Annotated in this window: 21 protein-coding genes; 4 read left to right on the forward strand and 17 right to left on the reverse strand. The window is 53.4% G+C overall.

The genetic code is table 11. The annotated features are described in order from the left end of the window. Positions 1-238: 238 nt before the first annotated feature. The 13 genes from ACIP6T_RS08030 to flgB all read right to left on the reverse strand — a co-directional run bounded on the left by ACIP6T_RS08030 (position 239) and on the right by flgB (position 12,679). A complete protein-coding gene (locus ACIP6T_RS08030) occupies positions 239-970 on the reverse strand; it encodes an RNA polymerase sigma factor FliA (RefSeq protein WP_097097683.1) in 732 nt (243 codons plus the stop codon). 169 nt (positions 971-1,139) lie between these two features. Then, on the reverse strand, positions 1,140-2,777 hold the full coding sequence (locus tag ACIP6T_RS08035; protein ID WP_400456290.1) for a methyl-accepting chemotaxis protein: 1,638 nt from the start codon (positions 2,775-2,777) through the stop codon (positions 1,140-1,142). A gap of 77 nt (positions 2,778-2,854) precedes the next feature. Further along, the gene (gene flgL, locus ACIP6T_RS08040) at positions 2,855-3,748 is read right to left on the reverse strand and encodes a flagellar hook-associated protein FlgL (protein ID WP_097096837.1); all 894 of its coding nucleotides are present in this window, start codon (positions 3,746-3,748) and stop codon (positions 2,855-2,857) included. Between the two features lie 10 nt (positions 3,749-3,758). Continuing rightward, on the reverse strand, positions 3,759-5,393 hold the full coding sequence (gene flgK / locus ACIP6T_RS08045) for a flagellar hook-associated protein FlgK (RefSeq protein WP_400456292.1): 1,635 nt from the start codon (positions 5,391-5,393) through the stop codon (positions 3,759-3,761). 105 nt (positions 5,394-5,498) lie between these two features. Then, a complete protein-coding gene (gene flgJ / locus ACIP6T_RS08050; RefSeq protein WP_400456294.1) occupies positions 5,499-6,434 on the reverse strand; it encodes a flagellar assembly peptidoglycan hydrolase FlgJ in 936 nt (311 codons plus the stop codon). Further along, the gene (locus ACIP6T_RS08055) at positions 6,434-7,555 is read right to left on the reverse strand and encodes a flagellar basal body P-ring protein FlgI (RefSeq protein ID WP_097096834.1); all 1,122 of its coding nucleotides are present in this window, start codon (positions 7,553-7,555) and stop codon (positions 6,434-6,436) included. The genes flgJ and ACIP6T_RS08055 overlap by 1 nt, the downstream gene beginning before the upstream one ends. A gap of 7 nt (positions 7,556-7,562) precedes the next feature. Further along, positions 7,563-8,264 (reverse strand): flagellar basal body L-ring protein FlgH, encoded by a 702-nt coding sequence (flgH, locus tag ACIP6T_RS08060; RefSeq protein ID WP_097096833.1) that lies wholly within the window; start codon positions 8,262-8,264, stop codon positions 7,563-7,565. 59 nt (positions 8,265-8,323) lie between these two features. Further along, entirely contained in the window at positions 8,324-9,106 is a 783-nt protein-coding gene (gene flgG / locus ACIP6T_RS08065) for a flagellar basal-body rod protein FlgG (RefSeq protein WP_097096832.1), read from the reverse strand. A 21-nt stretch (positions 9,107-9,127) separates the two neighbouring features. Continuing rightward, positions 9,128-9,865 carry a flagellar basal body rod protein FlgF gene (locus ACIP6T_RS08070; RefSeq protein WP_345829159.1) on the reverse strand — a complete coding sequence of 246 codons (738 nt, stop codon included), beginning with the start codon at positions 9,863-9,865 and terminating at the stop codon, positions 9,128-9,130. An 11-nt stretch (positions 9,866-9,876) separates the two neighbouring features. Beyond that, positions 9,877-11,115: a flagellar hook protein FlgE gene (gene flgE / locus ACIP6T_RS08075; RefSeq protein WP_400456298.1), complete on the reverse strand. Its 1,239-nt coding sequence runs from the start codon at positions 11,113-11,115 to the stop codon at positions 9,877-9,879. Positions 11,116-11,144: 29 nt separating this feature from the next. Further along, entirely contained in the window at positions 11,145-11,843 is a 699-nt protein-coding gene (locus ACIP6T_RS08080; RefSeq protein WP_400456300.1) for a flagellar hook assembly protein FlgD, read from the reverse strand. Positions 11,844-11,854: 11 nt separating this feature from the next. Continuing rightward, complete coding sequence (gene flgC, locus ACIP6T_RS08085; RefSeq protein WP_097096828.1) at positions 11,855-12,259, reverse strand: flagellar basal body rod protein FlgC; 405 nt, start codon at positions 12,257-12,259, stop codon at positions 11,855-11,857. Positions 12,260-12,265: 6 nt separating this feature from the next. Next, positions 12,266-12,679 carry a flagellar basal body rod protein FlgB gene (gene flgB / locus ACIP6T_RS08090; RefSeq protein WP_097096827.1) on the reverse strand — a complete coding sequence of 138 codons (414 nt, stop codon included), beginning with the start codon at positions 12,677-12,679 and terminating at the stop codon, positions 12,266-12,268. 257 nt (positions 12,680-12,936) lie between these two features. Here flgB and flgA point away from each other — a divergent pair, with 257 nt between their 5' ends. The 3 genes from flgA (at position 12,937) to ACIP6T_RS08105 (ending at position 14,476) form a co-directional block, all read left to right on the forward strand. Further along, on the forward strand, positions 12,937-13,641 hold the full coding sequence (gene flgA / locus ACIP6T_RS08095) for a flagellar basal body P-ring formation chaperone FlgA (protein ID WP_400456302.1): 705 nt from the start codon (positions 12,937-12,939) through the stop codon (positions 13,639-13,641). A gap of 72 nt (positions 13,642-13,713) precedes the next feature. Further along, a complete protein-coding gene (gene flgM, locus ACIP6T_RS08100) occupies positions 13,714-14,007 on the forward strand; it encodes a flagellar biosynthesis anti-sigma factor FlgM (RefSeq protein WP_097096825.1) in 294 nt (97 codons plus the stop codon). Between the two features lie 22 nt (positions 14,008-14,029). After that, positions 14,030-14,476, forward strand: a complete 447-nt coding sequence (locus ACIP6T_RS08105) for a flagella synthesis protein FlgN (protein WP_097096824.1) — start codon at positions 14,030-14,032, stop codon at positions 14,474-14,476. A gap of 316 nt (positions 14,477-14,792) precedes the next feature. Here the strand turns inward: ACIP6T_RS08105 and ACIP6T_RS08110 are convergent, their stop codons facing one another. From ACIP6T_RS08110 to fliD, 3 genes are read right to left on the reverse strand one after another with little or no spacing between them, the layout of a single operon-like run. Continuing rightward, a complete protein-coding gene (locus ACIP6T_RS08110) occupies positions 14,793-15,104 on the reverse strand; it encodes a flagellar protein FliT (protein WP_400456305.1) in 312 nt (103 codons plus the stop codon). Then, positions 15,094-15,504 carry a flagellar export chaperone FliS gene (fliS, locus tag ACIP6T_RS08115; RefSeq protein ID WP_400457109.1) on the reverse strand — a complete coding sequence of 137 codons (411 nt, stop codon included), beginning with the start codon at positions 15,502-15,504 and terminating at the stop codon, positions 15,094-15,096. The genes ACIP6T_RS08110 and fliS overlap by 11 nt, the downstream gene beginning before the upstream one ends. 44 nt (positions 15,505-15,548) lie before the next feature. Continuing rightward, entirely contained in the window at positions 15,549-17,054 is a 1,506-nt protein-coding gene (gene fliD / locus ACIP6T_RS08120; protein ID WP_400456307.1) for a flagellar filament capping protein FliD, read from the reverse strand. 314 nt (positions 17,055-17,368) lie between these two features. On the opposite strand from fliD, the gene ACIP6T_RS08125 reads away from it, so the two are divergent. Next, positions 17,369-18,826, forward strand: a complete 1,458-nt coding sequence (locus ACIP6T_RS08125) for a flagellin (RefSeq protein ID WP_400456309.1) — start codon at positions 17,369-17,371, stop codon at positions 18,824-18,826. Positions 18,827-19,387: 561 nt separating this feature from the next. On the opposite strand, the gene ACIP6T_RS08130 is transcribed toward ACIP6T_RS08125, so the two are convergent. Beyond that, positions 19,388-20,563 (reverse strand): methyl-accepting chemotaxis protein, encoded by a 1,176-nt coding sequence (locus tag ACIP6T_RS08130; RefSeq protein ID WP_400456311.1) that lies wholly within the window; start codon positions 20,561-20,563, stop codon positions 19,388-19,390. Between the last annotated feature and the right edge of the window lie 441 nt (positions 20,564-21,004).

Below are 21,004 nucleotides of genomic sequence, written 5' to 3' on the forward strand. Positions count from 1 at the left end.
CAATGTGTAGAGTGGATAACCCATATTCCAGACTAATGAAAACCACCTCATCGGAAAGTGGAAAAAGCATAACTTCTAGGATTATTCCTGGCAATCAGCCGAAAACAGGCCTAATCCGATGTTATTCACTAACCTTATGATTAAACTATGATTATTGAGCTGTTAAACGTTCTTAAACCTTATGCGTTAATATTAAGCCTCTATTTTAACCGCTGTTAACATTATTAACACCCTGGCTTCATACCTCGAACGAGGTATCATCCATCCGGCTGCGTAAGCGTTTAATTGCCAGACTATGCAACTGACTAACGCGCGTTTCCGTCACGCCAAGAATCAAGGCAATCTCTTTCATGTTAAGATCTTGTTGATAATAGAACTGCAGGATACGCTGCTCGCGCTCCGGGAAAAAACGAATATGCTCAGCAATACTCTCCACCAGCTTATTCTGAATGGTTTCATATAGCGGATTGAGCGATTCATGTTCGTCCGTGGACGTTTCCCAGGCATCCGGTGACATTTCCTGCAACTCTTCTATCGAATACATTTGGCTGGTATTGGTATCGGCCAGCATTTGATGAAATTCGTTGAGAGAAATGCCCATGCGCTCAGCAATATCCAGCTCGCTGGCTTCACGCCCCTGCTCTTGTTCTATTTCACGAATAATGGCAACCATTTCACGTGAATGGGTTCTGACGCGACGCGGCACCCAATCACGTTCACGTAATTCATCCATTAATGACCAGCGCACGCGTTGTATTATCCAGGCGCTGAGCGTGACGCCTTTCTTTGGGTCGAACGTTTCAACAGCACCTAAAAAACCGATGGCGCCAGCCTGAATAAGATCGTCCAGCTCGACACTGGCCGGCAATCGCTTTTGTAAGCGTAAAGCTTCCTGCCGTACCAGATAGTGGTATTTCGACCACAGCGCTGTTTTATCTTCCAGCCCTTCGGCTGTATAAATACCGTTCACGTTACTTTTCCACCCCATATTCTCAGTGAGAATTATCCGGTGAAAACGCCTTTTCAAATAGTGCAATAAGGCTTTATAACATGGCGCTTTCCGGTACTTAATTAGCCTGTTTGCGTAATTACGTTGAGAAAGCGCCAATCGGTGCGGCTATTTATCGCCTTTGAATAAATTAAAAGGTTTCCCACTGGGCGTGGTTATTATCTGGCTTCGCGTGTAAACGTGGCGCGTGCATTTTCATCGGCAGCAAATCGTGCTGATGGGTAACGTGTTCACCAAGCGCAAATTGCGCCACCAGTTTTTCCAGCTCGTCGGAATGCGCTTCCAGCTCACCTGCCGCCATCGCCGCTTCTTCCACCATCGCGGCGTTCTGCTGCGTCACCAGATCCATTTCGTTGACGGCCTGGGAAATCTGATTGATTCCGGCGCTCTGCTCATCGGATGCGGAGGTAATTTCACCCATAATCTGGCGCACCTGCGCCACGGACGTGACGATATCCTGCATCACTACGCTCGCCTGATTCACCTGACGTGAGCCGCTATCCATATTGCTTACGCAGGTATTGATCAGCGTATTGATCTCTTTGGCCGCTTCGGCACTGCGTTTCGCCAGATTACGCACTTCTTCGGCCACGACGGCAAATCCACGCCCCTGCTCACCCGCGCGTGCCGCTTCAACCGCAGCGTTCAGCGCCAGAATATTAGTTTGGTTGGCAATGCTGTCGATGACGCCGTTGATGTCGGCGATCTGACGCGAGCTATCGGTAATTTGCACCATGATCTGCTCAAGGTTTTGCATCGCTTCACCACCCTGCTGCGCATTGCTGCTGGCGCTTTCCGCCAGCTGGCGTGCGGCATAGGCGTTGTCGGCATTTTGCCGTACCGTGGTTTTGATCTGCTCCATGCTGGCGGCGGTTTGCTGCAGCGCAGCGGCCTGCTCCTCGGTGCGAGAAGAGAGATCGTTATTGCCCTGGGCAATTTCTTGTGAATTGGTGTGCATGCGCACTACGCCTTCACGAATGCTGAAAATCGTACTGCTGAGAGAGGCGCGCATCGCTTCCAGTTCGGCCAGCATGGCGCCAATTTCATCGCGATTGCCATGCTCAATGACGTTACTGAGATCGCCAGAACCCACGCGTTTCAGCACATCAATGGTCATATCCATGCGCTTCACCAGCGCGCGGCGCAGCCAGAAGCGCACCATGAACAACATCACCAGCGCAATCACCACCACCGTGCAGCCCAACACCATCATGGCGTTGTAGTCCGCTTCTGCCGTCGCCACCGCTTCATCACTGTGTTGGTCAGCGATCAGGCTAAACTGATTAATTTTTTCACGCAGCGCGCTGCGCAGCGACTGAAGATTTGCTGGCGTATGACGGTATTCACGGGAGCTATGCACCGCATCCAGATTCGCCTGCACCGCCGTATAAAGATCGTTAAATGCGCTGTTCACTTCAGCGGCAGCCCGCTGTTCCTGGTCATTATTGAACGGGGAAGCCATATAGTCGTCCACGGCATCGAGAGACATTTTCAGCACATTTTTGGTGAGCATTTCGGTTTCCGGTGAAACGGTTTCACCGCGCATCACCATCATCATCATGTCGCCAATATTCGCCTGCGCGGCGCTAATGTTATAGGCGGCATCACGCATCTGGTCGCTATTAGTTGCAGCCACTAAAATACGTTTAAAGTTAAGATTATTGATATAGGTGTTATAGGTCGTGAACGCCGTCACGCCCATTAGCGTCATGGCGAAAACGCCAATCACCAGGCTCAACCTGGTATATATTTTCAAATTATTAAACATAGTTTGTGTTCTCTACCGCCAGCAGAGAAACGGCTGGCGGTAAGAAGTCCTGGAAAGTGAATAAAGGAGTGAAGCGATTATTTATTGAATAAATTCATCTTCTGCATTGACTGGAATACCATCATCGAAGCCGTGAGGGAAAATTCCGACATTTTGGAATCCATCAACAGGCTGGTCATGGTTTCGTAATCAGAACCAATCGCCGTCTGCACCTGCACGGTTAGATCGTTGATCATCGTATCGCCATTCATATCTAATGCGTCGATCTGCTGCAAATTAGTCCCCAGCTCAGCCTGCGCTTTACCCAGGCGATCAATGCCGGAATCGACTGCTTTGCTCGCAACGCTAAGCGCCGCCTGCATGGCATCCGGATCGAGGGGATCGCGCAACAGTTCGGTGATTGCTCCATCCAGGTCTTTGAACAGATCGCCAAACACGTCGTTGCCCAAATGCCCCACCGTCATTTCGGTGCCGTCCGCAATCGTCAGCTTGCGCGCTTCCCCACCACCGATATAGGTGCCGCTGCTATCAAAAGCCGGACTGTCGGTTTTAAAACCGGAGAAGATGTAGCGGCCGCTGCCGTCGCGGTTGTTCGCCAGATCCAGCAGATTGGCACGAATACCCTGCAGCTCTTTCCCCAACGCAGCGCGATCTTCTGCTGAGTAAGTATCGCTTTTCGCCGCAACGATTTTTTCCGTCAGGCTGGTGGTCATTAAATTGCCCACGCCGCTTAAAATATTATCTTCATGCTGCAATGCATTACGCGTCGATGAACGGACATTTTTGTACAGCTCCTGCTTCGCCAGCGCATCCTGCGATTTTACCGCGCTGGTGGCAGCACTCGGATCGTCTGAGGCGCGCAATAATGATTTCATATTAGAAAGGCGTAACAGCACATCATTATTATCACTTACGCGCTTCGACATACCTTCAGCGCTTTGTTTAAACATATAAAGCGTACTTAATCGCATTATATTTTCCTTATTTAATGGCTAACAGGGTGTCGAGTAACGACGTTGCGGTTTGCAACATCTGCGCGCTCGCCTGGTAATATTGTAAGAACATCGTCATATTGACGTTTTCTTCATTCAGATCGACACCCGAGAAGGCCTGCTTGGTTTCAAGTTTGGTGTCGGCATCAATTTGGGCTGACGTCATATTCGACTGCACGGCGCGGGCGTTGGAACCGATGGTGCCCACCAGGCTGGAATAGGCTTCGCTCAGCGTGCTTTTACCAATCAGTTTCTCGTCCTGGATTTTCAGCATTTTTTCCAGGTTGTTGTTATTGCTTGGGCCGCCATCTACTTTGTCGGACGCGGCAAAGTCTTGCGCGCTGGCCAGCGCACGGCTAATGCCGGTTGCGGCACCGGCGACCGGGTTGAGCGTAAAACTGTCGCCCGAAGCGGCACCCGCCGGCACATCAATCTCTACGCCGTCAAAGGCCAGGGTATCGCCGGAGAGCGTGGCTGGCACGGTGCGTCCGTCCGAACCCGTCACTGTCCACTGGCTACCGTCAAAGCTGATACTGTAATCCTCAGCATTTACTTTGGTGTAATCCGTGACTTTGCCATTGGTGAGATTGCCCGTGCCGGTGTTTTTCGTATTGGCAAAGACCTGCATATCGGGCAGCTTGAACAGGTCGCCACCGGCGTCGCCCGCTGGCGTATAACCCTGACGATGCTGTTCGTTAAAGCGGCTGGCCATCTGGAACGCAATTTGATCCAGTTCGTTGCGCGCCAGCTCCAGATCTTCATTACGGAACTTGAACAAGCCCGACAGGCGGCCTTTGGTAAAGCTGGATTCGTTAATCGCCTCGCTTTTACCCTCTTTGTTCACGTAAGAGACAATGGTTTTATTGGGATCGCTCGGCGAAGGGGACGTGGCGAGTTTGTACTGCTCTTCACCAAACACCAGCGGGCGACCATCTGACAGCGTGACGTCAACGCGGCCGGTGATTTTATTCTCGGTGACATCAATGCCAACCTGCAAAGCCAACGATTCCAGCAGGGCATCACGCTGATCCAGTAGATCGGCCGGAGCGGAGCCATTCTGTGCCTGCACGCGCTCCAGCTGCTTGTTAATCTCCGCCAGCTGTTGGGTGTAGGCATTAATATCTTTGACGCTCAGATCGATCTGGCTGTTGGTGCTTTTTTCCAGATTATCCAGACGTTTGCCGCTTTCGTTAAAGCGCTGTGTTAACACGCCGAGTGAGCTATACACCGCCGCGCGTGCCGGGCCATCGGAGGCATCGCCGCTCAGCGTTGCCATCGATTTAAACAGGTTGTTCAGTGACACCGAAACGTTGTCCGACACATCGCCCAGCATGTTATCGATATCGGCCAACTGCTGATAACGTCCGTCCAGCGCCCCAAGTTTAGAGCCTGAATCCCGCAGCTGAGTATTGGTAAACGCATCGTAGACACGGCTAATATTGTTCACTCTGGCGCCGTAGCCGTAGAAACCCTGCGCCGTGGCGAGGCCACCCGATTCCTCAATAATCATTTCACGACGACTATAGTTCTGCGACGTAGCATTAATCATGTTGCTACCCACAACATTTAAAGCGGACTGACCTACATTCAGGCCACTTTTCGCTAAATTAAACAGGTTATTCATAAGTTCTCTGTAGATATCAAGATGACCTGCTAATTGCCGCCAGGCCAAAATATTCAGTCGGTATATAACTCATCGGTGATAGTAAAAATCTCTAAAACACCTTCTTCAAAATAATTGCGCCAGGTCAGTTTTATAGGCTGAAACGCCCTGCTGAATATCCCCTTTGACCTTTTGAATAATATTGATGAGTTTGGTTGCGTAGGCCGGATCGGTGGCATAACCGCCCGCCTGCAGCGCTTTCGCGCCCTGCTCCGCCGTGGTGGAATTCACCACACGGCTGTAGCGTGGATTGTTGGTCAATAACTTCGCGTAATCTGCCAGCGCATGTTCGTAGGAGTCGTATACGCGGAAGGCGGCTTTCACTTTCTGCTTCACGCCGTTGATATATTCGGTGGTGGTGATCTCAGCCGTTTTACCTTTCCAGTCGCCGGTCGCCTTAATGCCGAACAGGTTGTGGCTTGGGCTGCCATCGGCGGCCGGGATTTCACGCTGGCCCCAGCCCGATTCCAGCGCGGCCTGCGCCAGAATCAGATGCGGATGCACGCCACTCTGCTGCGCGGCCGCCTGCGCCGGACGCATCAGCTTGGCAATAAAGTTGTTGCCGCTGATGTTCTGGTTACCAAACGATACCGGTGCCGGTAAACGTACCGGTCCGGTGGCGGCACGCGCGAAGGCGGTGGGCTTGCCTGCCGCCAGTGACACCGGATCGCTGCCGGGTGCGCTGAGGTTATGTTGTTCACTCTCACCGCCGAGCTGGCGGACGATAAGATCGGCAAAGCCGAGCTGTCCTCCCTCGGCGATGTTTTGTGCAACTTGTTGATCGTGCATGGCGGTAAACATCTCCGACGACTGGCTATGCAGCAGATCGTCTTTGATGGTGGCATCGCGCATGCTTTTCATCATCATCTGCACGAAAATGCCCTCCATCTGCTGCGCCGCGGCTTTTAAGGCGCCGGGCGACTGCCGCCCGGCCTCCCGTTTCAGCTTATCCAGCGAGCGCACATCAAAGGCTGGCCGATCAAACTTATCCATCGCATCCATTAATTGATCTCCAGTTTCGCCCGCAGGCAACCGGCGTTTTTCATCGCCTCAAGAATCGACATCAGCTCATTCGGCGTGGCACCCAGCGTGTTCAGCGCGCGTACCACGGTATTGAGATCGGTGCTGCTGCGTACGCTTTGTAATGAACCGCCGTTATCACGCACCGAGATATCAGTTTGTGGCGTGACCACCGTTTGCCCACCGCCAAACGGCGTGTCCGGCTGGCTGACCACATTGTTTTGCGTCACTTCCACCGTCAGCGCACCGTGCGCCACGGCGCAGGCATCCAGCGAAACATGCCGGTTCATCACCACCGAACCGGTGCGCGAATTCACAATCACTTTGGCATCCTGCACGCTAACGCGTACCGGAATGTCCTGAACCGCCGCGAGGAAGCGCACGCGCTCTGGGCCGGTGGCCGGGGCAAACAGGCGAATGGTACGTGCATCTTCAGGAATGGCCGCCCCGCCGTTATAGCGCCGGTTGATCTCATCGCTGATCAGTTGCGCCAGCGAGAAATCGGATTCATTCAGCTGCAAACGCACCACGTTCTGGCTGGCAAAATCATTCGGTATTTCGCGCTCAACCGTGGCGCCCGAGCTGATGCGCCCGCCGTTGAGCTGGTTAACCTGCACGCGGCTGCCGCCTGCGGAAGCACCCGCGCCGGAGATCAGTACGTTGCCCTGTGCGATGGCGTAGATTTGGTTATCCGCGCCTTTCAGCGGCGTCATCAGCAGCGTTCCGCCGCGCAGACTTTTCGCATTACCCAGCGAAGAGACCACGATATCCAGCTTATCGCCGGAACGAGCAAACGGTGGCAGCTCTGCCGTCACCATCACCGCCGCGATGTTTTTCAGCTGCATATTGGTACCCGGCGGCACGGTAATGCCGAGCTGCGACAGCATGTTATTCAGGCTTTGGCCGGTAAAGGGCGCCTGCATGGTCTGGTCGCCCGTGCCATCCAGACCCACAATCAGGCCGTAGCCCATCAGGGCGTTAGAACGCACGCCCTGCACCGTAGCCAGATCGCGCACGCGTTCTGCCTTCGCCGCACCCGGCAGCATCACCGTACAGGCGATGAGCAGGATGCTAAAAAATACAAACAGGGATTCTTTTTTCATTGCCGTATCAGAATGGAGAAAGGTTCAGGAAGAAGCGCTGCAGCCAGCCCATATTCTGCGCTTCGTTGATATAGCCGTTTCCGACATATTCGATACGCGCATCGGCCACCTGGGTCGATGGCACGGTGTTATTGCCGCTGATGGTGCGCGGGTTAATCACGCCAGAGAAACGAATGAACTCGGTGCCCTGATTAATGGCGATCTGCTTTTCGCCCACCACTTGCAAATTGCCGTTCGGCAACAGCTGGTTGACCGTAACGGTAATGGTGCCGGTGAAGGTATTACGCGCTGCCGCGCCGCCTTTACCGGAGAAATCGTTGCTGCCGCTGGCGTCAAAATCTGCTTTGCCATTACCCAGCCAGCCTTTGAGCTTACCCGGCAAGGCGGTGAGGCCCGCACCGGCAGAGCCGTCACGATTGGCGCTGGCAGAAGAGCTTTTGCTGGCGCTGACGTTTTCCTGCAGCAGCACCGTCAGCGTGTCGCCGACGTTACGCGGGCGGCGATCCTCAAACATCGGCTGATAGCCATAATTCATCGACTGGCCCGCCTGGAACAGCGAACCGCTGGTGACTGTCGTCGCCATCGGCGTCGGCGCGGCCGAGGTGGGGCCGGTGACCAGCGGTTTCTGCATGATGTGGGCGCAACCGCTCAGCAGCAGTGCACAGGCGATGACCGCAACCGGCGGCAAGGTATAGAAAGAAGTTTTCATTTCAATGTCGTAATAGTCCGGGCGTGGCGAATGTTGCAGGCCGCGCCCGGAGAGGGAAATTACAGCTGAGAAAGACGCTGCAGCATCTGATCCGAGGCGGATACCGCTTTACTGTTGATCTCGTAAGCGCGCTGAACCTGAATCATGTTCACCAGCTCTTCGGCCACGTTGACGTTGGAGGTTTCGATGTAGCTCTGCTTCAACGTACCGGCATCTTCCAGGCCCGGGTTCAGCTCATTTGGCGCACCGGACGACTGGGTTTCGCGGTACAGGTTGCCGCCAATGCTCTCCAGACCGGCGTCATTGACGAAGGTCGCCAGCGTCAGCTGACCAATTTGCTGTGGCTGCGCCTGGCCAGGCACGGTGGCGCTGACAATACCGTCGGCGCTGATTTCCAGTTTCTTAGCATCCGCCGGTACGGTGATGCCCGGCTGCACCGGGTGGCCTTCGGCATTCACCAGCTGGCCGTTCTCATTTTTATCGAAATGGCCATCGCGGGTGTAAGCGGTGCTGCCATCCGGCAACTGCACCTGGAAGAAACCTTTACCCTCGATCGCCACATCGGTCTCATTGCCGGTCTGGTTCAGTCCGCCCTGCGTGTGAACACGCTGGGTCGAGACGGGACGCACGCCGGTACCAAGCTGCAGGCCGCTTGGCAGCGAACTCCCTTCAGATGCCTGCGCGCCAGGCTGACGCATGGTTTGGTACAGCAGATCCTGAAATACCGCACGCTGACGCTTAAAGCCGTTGGTATTCACGTTCGCCAGGTTGTTGGAGATAACGTCCATGTTGGTCTGCTGTGCTTCCAGACCGGTTTTTGCGATCCATAAAGAACGAATCATGTTGATGCTCCTTGGCGCGGCTTAGCCGACGCTCAGTAACTGGTTAGCCTTTTGGGCATTTTCGTCGGCGGTACGAATCACTTTCATGTTCATATCGAAGCCACGCGAGTTAGCGATCATCTCTGCCATCGCCTTAACCGGGCTGACGTTGCTGCCTTCCAGTGCTTCGGGGCTGAGGCGCAGCTGCTCATCCTGCGCCAGGGTGCCCGCCGCTGCGGAACGGAACAGGCCATCATCGCCGTGCAGCAGGCTGCTCATTTCCGCATTGACCATTTTCAGGCGGCCGACCTGCACCAGCGCGGTGGCATCGTCACCGCCGCCCAGCGCGGAGATGGTGCCGTCCGCGCCAATGGTCACTTCCGACTGCGGCGGCACGGTTAACGCCGCGCCATCGCCCATCAGTGGACGACCACCGACGCTCAGCGCGCCCTGGTTATCCACCTCAATGGTGCCGTTGCGGGTATAGGCTTCGCTGCCGTCCGGCATTTCCACCGCCAGCCAACCGTTCTGTGGCAGCGCCACGTCCAGGTTGCGTCCGGTGTGGGTGATGGGACCCATGCTCTCGTCGTGGAACGGCGTTGATTCCGCCACCAGCGCACGGGTGTTGAGGCTTTCGCCTGCCACCGGAACGGCGCGGAACGCCGCCAGCTGCGCGCGGAAACCGGCCGTTGAGCTGTTCGCCAGATTGTTGGAGGTAACCGCCTGGCGATTGAGCGAGGCGTTGGCGGCGCTCATGGCGGTATATATTGCGCGATCCATTCAGGCCGTCCTTAACGCAGGTTAACCAGCGTCTGCAACAGCTCAGACTGGGTTTTAATGGTTTGCGAGTTCGACTGGTAGTTACGCTGATAAACGATCATGTTGACCATCTCCGCGCCCATATCGACATTCGACTGCTCCAGCATGCTGCCGTTGACGTCACCAAAACTGCCGGTGCCGGACGCGCCGAGGAACGGCTGACCTGAGCTCGATGATTCTGACCAGACGTTGTTACCTTCCGACTGCAAACCGCTGGTATTGGGGAAATCGGCCAGCACGATCTGCGCCACGGTTTGACGCTTACCGTTGCTGTAAGTGGCAACCACTTCGCCGTTATCGCCAATCTTAAAGTTCTGGTATTTACCCGGTGCCTGACCATCGATTTCGCCGAGTTTCACCAGGCTGTCGCTGGCATTTTTCGTCAGCGCTTTTAAATCAAGCTGCAGATTAAGTGCGTTGGCGCCGTTGAGCGCAGCACCCGTAATGTTCATGACGCCGCCAGCGGGGACGGTGGTGCCAGGGATCAGGTTGCCGCTGGCATCAAACTTCAGCTGCATCTCTGAATAGATAGGCTTCGGCGGTGAACCCGTGTCCATCCGGGGTGACGTTTCATCACCCGCATAGGCTTTCCACTCGCCCGGCGAGGTCTGGACGAAATAGACTTTGACGGTGTGCTTGCTGCCCAGGCTGTCGGTGGCTTCGATCTGGCTGACGAAGTTATAGGTGCTTGGGTCTTCCGCATCAAAGGCGCTGGTGATCACCTTATCGTCATCAGCTTTCAGATTGCCCGTGAGCGTGCCGGCGGTTGAGGCTTCCGGCTGCATATCATCGGTAGGAATGCGGATCGGGCCAATCGGCGCGCCTGGCTCAATTTTCGGCGGTGTGCCCGTGGCCTGGTAGCCGGTCAGGTACATGCCGGAACTGTTGATGACGTTGCCCTTTTCATCGGTATTGAACTGGCCGTTACGGCCGTAGAACACGCTGCCGCCCTCGTTCACAAAACGGAAAAAGCCTTTGCCATCGATCGCGATATCCAGATCGCGTCCGGTTGATGCGAGGCTGCCGCTGTTGAAGTCCTGGTTGATGCCCGCAACCTGCACACCCAAACCGGTGGTACCGGCGAAGATGTCGGCAAATGAAACCGAACCGGCTTTGAAACCAACGGTCTGGGAGTTGGCGATGTTGTTGCCTACCACGTCCAACGCTTTAGATGCTGCATTGAGGCCGCTCAGGCCCTGAGAAAAACTCATAATGAAATTCCAGAAAGTAAGAGGGATTATTATTGGATGACAAAAATATCGGCCAGCGTAACCATGTCGTCGCGACCCACCAGGTGCAGGTACGGGCCTGCGTCGGTTAAGGTCACACCCGCGACCGTCTCTGCCGTCAGGCCAGTGACATCAACGGTGTCCTCACCTTTTTTGGCGCTGAAAGTGACGGTGTACTCGGTATCAGGTGCGGGTTCAGCCGGTTTGAATTCTTTCAGATCGTCGAGGCTGAATTTCTTGGTGCCCGCCTTAACGTTTTTCAGATCTGCGGTGTAGGCATTGCCTTCCGCATCGGTCAGCGTCACGGTGACGGTGTCAGCATCGTTCTTCAGGTAGAAGTTGAAGTCTTGAGACTCTGGCGTCGCGTTCGTATCGGCGATCGGCAGAATTTCGTTATTGCGGCCCACGGTCACCTTAGGATCCCCTTCCATCAGCACGCTACGCCCAACCCATGACGCCGCATTCATGCTTCCCAGCGAAATCATCGTCTGCTGCATATTTTGCGCTGCGGTATTCAGCTTCTCGATGCCCGCTGCGGTATTGAACTGTGCCAGCTGTGAAGTGAGCTGGTTGTTGTCCATGGGATTGGTGGGATCCTGATTTTGCATCTGTGCCACCAACAGCTGCATAAAGCTGTCGGATAAATCGGCGGCGGCGCTGCCGTTGCCTGATGATGCTGTGTTAATGCTGTTATTTACTGCAGAAACCATGTGCTCAGTCCTTACTGGCCAAGGGTTAAGGTTTTCAGCATCAGGCTCTTAGCAGAGTTCATCACTTCTACGTTGGCTTGATAGCTGCGTGAGGCGGAGATGGTGTTCACCATCTCATCCACCACGTTGACGTTGGGCATGCGCACATAGCCCTGCTGGTCGGCCAGCGGATTACCCGGCTCATACACCATGCGATCCGGCGCGCTGCTCTCCACAACGTCACTCACCCGCACGCCGCCGACATCCTGACCGGCCTGTGCCTCCACCGAGAACACCACCTGACGTGCGCGATACGGCTGGCCGTCTGGACCGACGACGCTGTCGGCGTTCGCCATGTTGCTGGCGCTAACGTTGAGGCGCTGTGATTGCGCCGCCATCGCTGAGCCGGAAATATCAAATATGCTGAAAAGTGACACTGATCATTACCCCTGGTTTAATACCGTCATCATTTTCTTAATATCCGCGCCAAGGAAGGTCAGCCCGGATTGATATTTCACGCCGTTATCCGCGAAATTAACGCGCTCGCGGTCCATATCCACGGTATTACCATCGGCACTCGGCTGATCCGGAATGCGATACATTAATTGATCGTCGTCAATTAATTTTCCTTTGGCTGCAATATGCCGGTCTGACGTTAATGCCAGTGAGACCGGTGATTTCGCCATTTGTTGATTATCCATGGCGTTTTTTAACTGCTTTGTAAAATCAATGTCACGCGCCTGATAACCCGGCGTGTCGGCATTGGCAATATTTGATGCCAGGATATCCTGGCGGCGCGAGAGTAAACCCAGCGCTTGCTGCTGAAAACGAAACGCGTCGTCCAGTTTATTGACCATTAAAGATGGCTCCTGCTACAGATTATTTTACCGGCGATAGTGTAGACAGCAGCGGTGAATTATCACACTGCGAAGAGTCGACAGAAATAAACGCATTTAGACTCATAAAATAAAGCAATGCGGGTTGAGAGGAATGAAGCGAGTAAATGGCGACAAAGGTGTTGCCATTTACCGCATTAAAAGCAACGCATCAGCGGTTATAATTTAATCACGCTGAATACAGCACACGTTTTCTTTTTATATTTAAGGCACCCCGGATGAAAATCCCTCTTGTAAATATCTTCGCTACCGCGTTGGCCTGCTGTTCGCTGCCGTTAATCGCCAGCGTGCCGGATACGCCCTCCGCCATTGAGCGGCTGCAAACGCGCCTGGATGCGCTGCTTTCACCTCAGGTGGAAGTGAACACTGACATCGTGCGCACCGTGGAGCTGCTGGCCACGCCACAGCAGCTGGCGGTGTTATGTGAAAACCCGGAGCTGCGACTGGCGGGACACGATACGCGCCTGACCGGCAAGCGCACGGTGATCGCCAACTGCGGCAAGCGCAATCACTACTTACCGGTGCGCATCAGCGCCCAGGGCAGCTGGTGGGTGGCCGCCCACGATCTGGCCGGTGGTGACATCATCCAGCCAGGCGATATTAAGCGCGTAACGGGAAATCTGGAGGGGCAACCGCTGGGACTCGTGTTTGAAGCCAATGAGATTGTGGGTCAGCGTTTGACCCGGGGGTTAGCGCTGGGAAAGCCGTTAGTACAGAGTCAGTTGCGCCAGCAGTGGCGCTTGCGCTCAGGACAAACCGTTGACCTGGTCACCACCTCGGCGGGCCTGCGTATTCGCAGCCAGGGCAAGGCAATGAACAACGCGGCGGTCAACGATACGTTAAAAGTTCGGCTTAATAATGGTCGTACAATCAATGGCAAAGTGAACGAAGACGGCCAGGTGACGATTTTTTTACAACAATAATTTTAGTTTTTTCGCCAATCACCGATGACTAGTTTATACGCAGTGGCACACCTAAAACTGGCGAGGATGAATATGAGTATTGAAAGCACCAAAGCAACCGCAGCGATTAACACGATCGCCGCCACGCAGGATATGCGCACCCGCTCACAGACGCAGAATAATGAACCGTCATCTGCTGGCCGCGCAAAGGCGGATAAAACCGAAGTCACCCTGAGTGCGCTGACCAAACAGATTCAAACCAACGACAGCCGCGACGTAAATTATGCGCGCGTTGCTGAAATCCGTGCCGCATTAGCCGCAGGCGAAATGCCGATTGAGCCCGAGAAAATAGCGCAATCGCTGGTGCAGGAACTCTTTCAGTTTTAATAATTGCAGGCCTTTTTAAGTTATGGAAAAGCTTTTTCCTATTTTGACACAGATGAAAACGTCTCTGGACGAACTAGAGGCGATTATGATTGAGGAAGTCAATCAGCTAAATCGCACGCAGATAAACCCGGTTTCACTGCAAATCCTGACCGATAATAAAAGTCAGCTGCTGTCGACCATTCAATATTATGATGAACTGCGTCGCCAGCAGGAGCAGCAGTCTGCGCTTGAAGCGCCCTACCATCAACACAGCAAATTATTTGCCTGCTGGCAATTGGTAAGCGAACGCGTGCGCATTACCAAATCACTTAATTTACAAGTGGAACATCTGCTGCAAGGCCATATGAAGAAGAATCAGCAAATGCAAAAAGTGGTAGAGAAAGTCGGCCACAATACCAGCACACTTTATGGCCCCGCAGGAGAATCCAATAATCTGCCGAGCGGACGCAAATACAATATTAGTATCTGATTTCCTGACCTCTGGATGTTTATTTACTCGCCTTCACGGCGAGTTTTTTTTGCCCGGCGTAAAAGAATAATCACTATCCCGGTAGGCAACGCGCGCAATAAATTGCGTATATGCAGGTGCGCATGAATGCGCACCCTACGAAACCTTAGGGTCGCCATTGATAATAAGCCATGAAATTACCGAGAGCACCTTCCGTAGCGGCGCAATTCATTGCGCGATAAATCGCGCCGCTACGGAAGGTGCGGTGATTTGATACGGCGCTAACCGATCGGCATTACGCCATCAACGGCGACCGCACGCCGGTAACTGACAAGAATTAAACGGCGTTATACGCCTGGGAAGAGCTGCGCGATTTGCGCATTGCGGACATATCCTGGCTGAGGATAGAGAGGCGGGATTTGATAAGAGTGCGCAGCTGGGCATCTTCTGCCAGCAGCGCCGCAAGCTGCTGCGCAGTGAGCGTCTCCGGCTCTTGCGTAAAATCGCGCTGGCATAACGCCTGCATCTGCGCTAAATAGGCACCGATCTGCTCGCTAAATGCCGCCCACTCTTCTTTACTGGCCAACGCTTGCAGCTGCTGGTTTACCTCCTGCAGCTGCATAATCTGCGCCATTATCTTATTTTGCATGGCTCACCTGACGTGCTTGCGGTTCGATGGCTTTCCACGTCTCAGACAAATCAACCATCAGCGTGATCAGGTGCGGCAACTGCTCGCCTGATTTATTGACGCTGGCTTCCAGCAGGCTGCGTGAAACGTATTCATATAAACGCTCAAGATCGGCGGAAATCTGGCCACCGATGTCGTGGTCGAGCCCGGAACGCAGGCCGTTGTCGATAATGTTGATCGCGCGTGAAATCATCTCTCCGCGGCGCGCCACGTTGCCAGTTTGAAAATAGATTTCAGCGCGGCGCATCGCATTTATCGCACCGTCAAACAGCATGGTGATGAGCTGGTGCGGCGTGGCGCCAGAAACCTGGCTGTCGAGGGAAACATCAGAGTAGGCATTCTTGCCGGTTTTGCTGTACATCATTTTGTCCTGCCGGGCAGACGCGCTGCCCGGGAATTAGGGGATTAACTGTTCATCATACCGAGCAGCGCAGACTGCAGCTGGGTACTCATGTTATTCATTTCTGTCATCGCTTTATCGAGACGGATGAACTCTTTCTGGCTGCGCGCCAGGCTTTGCTTGATCAGATCTTCAATACGGCTGATCTGCTTTTCATTACGCTTATCCTGGGCCTCAATGCCTTTTTTCGCCGTGGCAATAGCGCCCTCAACTTTCGGGTAACCTTCGTTATCGCCCAGATAGGTTTTGAACAGTCCGTCCATCTTGCCTTTCAGGCCTTCGGCGCCATCTTTGCCGAGGAACAGCGCTTCCACCTCTTTCGGGTTGTTTTTCAGCGCTTCTTCGAGCTTTTTACTGTCGATGGTGAGCGTGCCCATCGTCCCGGTGCTCTCCTGGCCCGCTTTAAATTCATCAAATTTAACGCTAATGCCCAGGCTACCCAGCGAGGGGAAAACTTTGCTGATATCGCTATAGCTCCCCACTGCCGTTGATTTCAGCTGGCTGCTTAAGCGGCGCAGCGTGCCATCACCAAACAGCGCGCCGTTGTTGGGGTTTTGCTGTGCCAGCTCGCCGTCATTCTTGGTAGGCTCTTTATAAACGCTCACGCTGGAAGCAGTGCTGAGGAAGGCGTTGTACTGCTTGACGAACTCCTCAATCATGCTTTTGACTTTGGAGGTGTCGGCGGTTACCGCGAGGGTTTCAGGCTTATATTCGTTCTTTTCAACTTCGCCGCCATCTTTGGTAATTTCGGAGACTTCACGCAGTTCAAACGTAATGCCTTCAATGGCATCGGTAATAGTGTTTGAGCTACGCTCTACAAGCTCTCCGTCAATGTACATCTTGGCGTTAAGCGCTTTGGTCATTTCTTCCATGCCGGAGGTTTTGCCTGGACCATAATCCAGCACGCCAGCCAGCGTATCATCCCCGCTAACCTCCATCTTAATCTCGCCTTCACTACCGGTTTTCTTGGAGGTGACAACCAGTTTGAACTTGCCGCCTTCCGCCGCCATCACCGTGGCGTTGACGTCTCCGTTCTGGGCATTGATCTTTTTCGCGATCTGCACCAGCGATGTCTCATCATTTTTGAGCGTCACTTCCATCGGCTGACCTTCACCGACGGTGATTTTTAAGGTGCGCGTGTCGCTGCCGTCGCCCAATTGCGCATCGTTGGTGTCCTGCGCGGCTGAACCAATTTTGTGCGACTTGGCCAACTGCGCCACCGCCACGGAGTAGCTGTTAGGAATGGCGCCTTTACCTGCGGTGGCTTTAAAGGCTTTGTTATCGCCAATGCTGACGCCATTAAAACCTTCATCCTGCAGTTTACCCAGGTTGGTTTTTAATGCGTCCAGCGAGCTGGAAATCTTGCTCCAGGCAGAGAGCTGGCCACTATAACTGTTTTGTTTCTGTAAATAGGGGTTAAGCTTTTTACTTTCTGCGGCTTCAAGCTGGCCCAGCAGTTGTTGAATATCGAGTCCGGATCCACCCAAGCCAGAAATTGGTGCAATCGCCATAATAAGGTTCCTGTAAGCAATATAAGAAGTGTTCTTCTTTTCCCATCGGAATTTCAGGGAATAAGTTTAATTTTTTACATTCGCCGCAACAACGCTATCGTCGATAAAATACACACTTTGCCGCTTATTAAGGAATTAGCTGGCGCTAGTCGTATAATTGGCGGCATTTCTGTTGCTATTTATTGGCATTAATAAAAAATTCAAAAAAATATTTATGTGATTTTCCTGCCCACCGATGAATGGAGTATGCGCAACAACAGACGCATATTTCTCAGCAGCAGTTCTTAAAATTAACTTTATAAAGGAATTCGATCATGGCCCAGGTCATTAATACCAACTCACTGAGCTTGATGGCTCAAAACAACCTGAACAAATCACAGACTTCTCTGGGTACTGCTATCGAGCGTCTCTCTTCAGGTATGCGTATCAACAGCGCGAAAGATGATGCCGCTGGCCTTGCCATCTCTAACCGCTTCACCTCTTCTATCCGTGGCCTGACTCAGGCTGGTCGTAACGCCAACGACGGCATCTCACTGGCGCAGACCACTGAAGGCGCGCTGAACGAAGTGACCGAAAACTTGCAGCGTATCCGTGAACTGACCGTACAGGCGAAAAACGGCACCAACTCTTCTGATGACCGCGCGTCAATCCAGAAAGAGATCACTGCCCGTCTGGACGAAATCAAGCGTATCTCTGAAACCACTAACTTCAACGGCGTTAACGTGCTGGACGGTTCTAAAGATGCACTGACCATTCAGATCGGCGACAAAGATGGCCAGACCATCAATATCGACCTGACCAAAATGGACCTGGAAACCCTGAACCTGGACGACTTCGACGCTGAGTTCGCTAAGCTGCAGTCTTCGGCGATGAAGGGTTCACAGTTCAAGGCGGCGGGTAGCCCTCTTGCTAAAGACGCTAGCATTGCAGTAGGTAAAGCTGAAGACTTCGTATTAGCTAACAGCGAAATCACCCAGATTGGTGCTAAAATTGGTCAGACAGATAATACTAAAGTCGAAGTTACAACCGTGACTGAAGGCACCAATACGCGTTTCTTCGCCACTGACACCGCGACAAACAAAACGTATGAGCTCGAGATCAGCTTTAAGGATAACCCAACCGCAGGCGATCCTTCTCTGATTAATACCGTTGCGAAAGGTGCTGAACTGAGTGAATTGGATGCGGATGTATTAAAAAGTGGTCCAAGTGCTCTGACCAGCCTGAGCAACGTGAAAAAAGGCGGCGAGCTGACTGAAGCAGGTGGCGCGAAGTTCAAACTCGACGCGGCGAAGCTGGAAGAAATTTCTCAAGCAGCGTTTGGTAAGGACGCGAAAACCAGCGGCATCAAAATCATCGCTGATGATAAAAACCCGAACTCTTACTACGCCGTTAGCGGAGATGATGTTCAGAAGTTCACCATGGACACAAACGGTGTTCCGCAGATCGATGCTACCCCAGTACGCGCAGCTGATGCTCAGGCAGTGAAAATTGCAGCGAACGATTCTCTGCTGGAAACCCTGGACGGTGCGCTGACTCAGGTGACCAACTTCCAGGCGGATCTGGGTGCGATTCAGAACCGTTTCAGCTCTATCATCGCTAACCTGAACACCACCGTGATCAATACCACTGAAGCACGTTCACGTATTCAGGATGCAGACTTCTCTGTTGAAGTTTCAGCAATGAGCCGTTCTAACATCCTGCAGCAGGCCGGTGTTTCCGTACTGTCCCAGGCTAACCAGGTTCCACAGAACGTACTGAGCCTGCTGCGTTAATAATAAAATAACGCTGTACACCTCACATTAAGTTGCACTTACATGCATCTTTTGCCCTCCCGTCGCGGAGGGCTTTTTTTTGCGCGATGATTGTGGGATTTTGCTGGTGCGCATGAATGCGCACCCTACGAAACAACCGTGCCTGATATTACTGCGCGCTGCCTGGTGCGCATTAATGCGCACCCTACGAAACGACCGTGCCTGATATTACCGCGCACTGCCTGGTGCGCATTAATGCGCACCCTACGAAATACCCATGCCTGATACGACGGTGCAACCTGCGAAAACGATAATGACTGCAGGAGCACGACCTGATGGCGCAATGCATTGCGCGATAAATCGCGCCGCTACAGAAGGTGCGGTGATGTAAAACGGCGCCTAACTGCACGGCTTTACGCCATTGATGGCGAACAGGAAATAAGCGCCCCAATCCCCCGCACAAAACCTTTCATTGATTAAAAGAAAACGGGCCTTGGACGAATTGCGCCCATAAAAAAACCCTCCGCTGGAGGGTTTTTAATGCAACACGCGCGCAAACCTATTTAGCGCTGGCCATGGTCTTTAGCCGTTGGTGCGCTGCAGCAGCGTATTCGCCGAGGAATACACCTCCTCAATCAGCACACTGTTATTTTGCAGCGGCGTATCGCCCTGCGCCTGCATAATGGCATCGGTAATCAGTGCGCGCAGCTCTTTCGAAGAGCGGGCGCAGCGCTGCGCCAGATTGCGTGCTTCCACGGCAAAAATGCTCTCTTCCTGATGCAGTGAGTAACTGTAAGCCCGGCTGGCAAGTTGCACCAGCGCGCCGGAACTGTCTGCAATCACCGAGGCGGCTTCCTGCAACCCCTGCAGCGTCTGCACAATGCCGGCAACGCTGTCGGCCAGCATCGCCACTCGATTGGCGTTGGCCTCCGGTGTTTGTAGCAGGCTTTCATTCTGCTGGCCAACGCGGATCGCCGCGCGCGCCATAACGGCCATCTGCTCGCCAATCTCCTGCATCAGCGGTGGCAGCTGGGCGCTTTGATCGCGCACCGCCGGCACCTCATGGCGCAGCAGGGTCGGCAACTCATCATTCATACGCGCCAGATGCAAATTGAGGCTGCGCAGCAGCGTTAAGGTCGAGACTAATACCATCACCGCCAGCGGCCACGGCTTGTGCAGCGGGATGTCGGGCCGCTCGCCAAGGCGACGCGTCGGCACATCGATGGCTAGCATCCACGGCGTTTCAACGATCGGCTGCACAATCAGCGTGTGCTCACCGCTGGCACTGCGAAAAGTGGTGTGGCGCAGCGCCTCACCGCTTTGCGCCAGCAGCGAACGTAAGGGAATCGCCATCGGCAAATCACCTTCACTGAGTGAGTGCTGACCTGCGGCGCCTGCGGCATCGCCCACAATGCGGCCGGTATCTTCAACAATCCAGATACGACCGCCGAGACGATCGCTCAACTCACGCACCAGCGCATTAAAGAAGTGGCGTTCGCTACCGGAAACATCATCCAGCAAGCCATTGCCCGCCAGCGGCTTATCCAGCGTGTAACTTCTCAGTGTCACCACGCTCTCGGTCACAGAGCGCTGCTGGGCCTCAACGCGATCGAGCTGGCCGCGCAGTTGTTCTGCTAACTCATCGACCTGGGAGCGCAGCCGCTCACCTTCATATTTAATAAAGCGCGGAATAATCCCCGCCTGAACTAATACCAGCAATGTAATAAGGATAACAACCAGGATAAGTGCAAAGATCATGGAATCAATACCTGTAATACCACGGCAGCAGGACGCCGCCAGCCTGAGCCTATTTTATTACGGCTGGTGGCGTAAGCCTCGGCTAAATAGCGGATTCAAAGGGTTGATAAGCGCGCAATATTGATGCGTCAGAAGGGATAATGTGATGAAAAAAGCATTTCAGAGTATTAATCCGCTAAAGCGTCCATAAATAATAACGTAAATCATAATCGGCCCCGTTAAAACTCCATTAGAATTCCGCACCATTTTTGCCAACTCATTAGCGGTGAAAGAGTTTTTAGCATTGATAACGTCCAGGCAAATAGCGGGCCTCAGCGGAGAAGGAGTTATGAGAAACCATTAATTAATATTAATGACATTTCTGGTAAAAAATGCGTAAGTACTGATATAATCGCGGCCGCAAATCAACTCGGACTTTTCCGATTTGTTAGTCAGTAGTGG

Origin of the sequence: Pantoea sp. NPDC088449, from assembly GCF_044753225.1 — a bacterium.
Lineage (GTDB): Bacteria > Pseudomonadota > Gammaproteobacteria > Enterobacterales > Enterobacteriaceae > Pantoea > Pantoea floridensis.

What these genes read in the sequence shown, in the direction of transcription:
- ACIP6T_RS08105 (WP_097096824.1), top strand. Translation starts at nt 14,030, where the DNA reads ATGGAAAAGCTTTTTCCTATTTTGACACAGATGAAAACGTCTCTGGAC.
- flgH (WP_097096833.1), bottom strand. Translation starts at nt 8,264, where the DNA reads ATGAAAACTTCTTTCTATACCTTGCCGCCGGTTGCGGTCATCGCCTGT.
- ACIP6T_RS08055 (WP_097096834.1), bottom strand. Translation starts at nt 7,555, where the DNA reads ATGAAAAAAGAATCCCTGTTTGTATTTTTTAGCATCCTGCTCATCGCC.
- ACIP6T_RS08070 (WP_345829159.1), bottom strand. Translation starts at nt 9,865, where the DNA reads ATGGATCGCGCAATATATACCGCCATGAGCGCCGCCAACGCCTCGCTC.
- ACIP6T_RS08110 (WP_400456305.1), bottom strand. Translation starts at nt 15,104, where the DNA reads ATGCAAAATAAGATAATGGCGCAGATTATGCAGCTGCAGGAGGTAAAC.
- ACIP6T_RS08080 (WP_400456300.1), bottom strand. Translation starts at nt 11,843, where the DNA reads ATGGTTTCTGCAGTAAATAACAGCATTAACACAGCATCATCAGGCAAC.
- flgM (WP_097096825.1), top strand. Translation starts at nt 13,714, where the DNA reads ATGAGTATTGAAAGCACCAAAGCAACCGCAGCGATTAACACGATCGCC.
- ACIP6T_RS08125 (WP_400456309.1), top strand. Translation starts at nt 17,369, where the DNA reads ATGGCCCAGGTCATTAATACCAACTCACTGAGCTTGATGGCTCAAAAC.
- flgE (WP_400456298.1), bottom strand. Translation starts at nt 11,115, where the DNA reads ATGAGTTTTTCTCAGGGCCTGAGCGGCCTCAATGCAGCATCTAAAGCG.
- flgL (WP_097096837.1), bottom strand. Translation starts at nt 3,748, where the DNA reads ATGCGATTAAGTACGCTTTATATGTTTAAACAAAGCGCTGAAGGTATG.
- ACIP6T_RS08035 (WP_400456290.1), bottom strand. Translation starts at nt 2,777, where the DNA reads ATGTTTAATAATTTGAAAATATATACCAGGTTGAGCCTGGTGATTGGC.
- flgG (WP_097096832.1), bottom strand. Translation starts at nt 9,106, where the DNA reads ATGATTCGTTCTTTATGGATCGCAAAAACCGGTCTGGAAGCACAGCAG.
- flgA (WP_400456302.1), top strand. Translation starts at nt 12,937, where the DNA reads ATGAAAATCCCTCTTGTAAATATCTTCGCTACCGCGTTGGCCTGCTGT.
- flgB (WP_097096827.1), bottom strand. Translation starts at nt 12,679, where the DNA reads ATGGTCAATAAACTGGACGACGCGTTTCGTTTTCAGCAGCAAGCGCTG.
- fliS (WP_400457109.1), bottom strand. Translation starts at nt 15,504, where the DNA reads ATGTACAGCAAAACCGGCAAGAATGCCTACTCTGATGTTTCCCTCGAC.
- ACIP6T_RS08130 (WP_400456311.1), bottom strand. Translation starts at nt 20,563, where the DNA reads ATGATCTTTGCACTTATCCTGGTTGTTATCCTTATTACATTGCTGGTA.
- fliD (WP_400456307.1), bottom strand. Translation starts at nt 17,054, where the DNA reads ATGGCGATTGCACCAATTTCTGGCTTGGGTGGATCCGGACTCGATATT.
- flgK (WP_400456292.1), bottom strand. Translation starts at nt 5,393, where the DNA reads ATGAATAACCTGTTTAATTTAGCGAAAAGTGGCCTGAATGTAGGTCAG.
- flgJ (WP_400456294.1), bottom strand. Translation starts at nt 6,434, where the DNA reads ATGGATGCGATGGATAAGTTTGATCGGCCAGCCTTTGATGTGCGCTCG.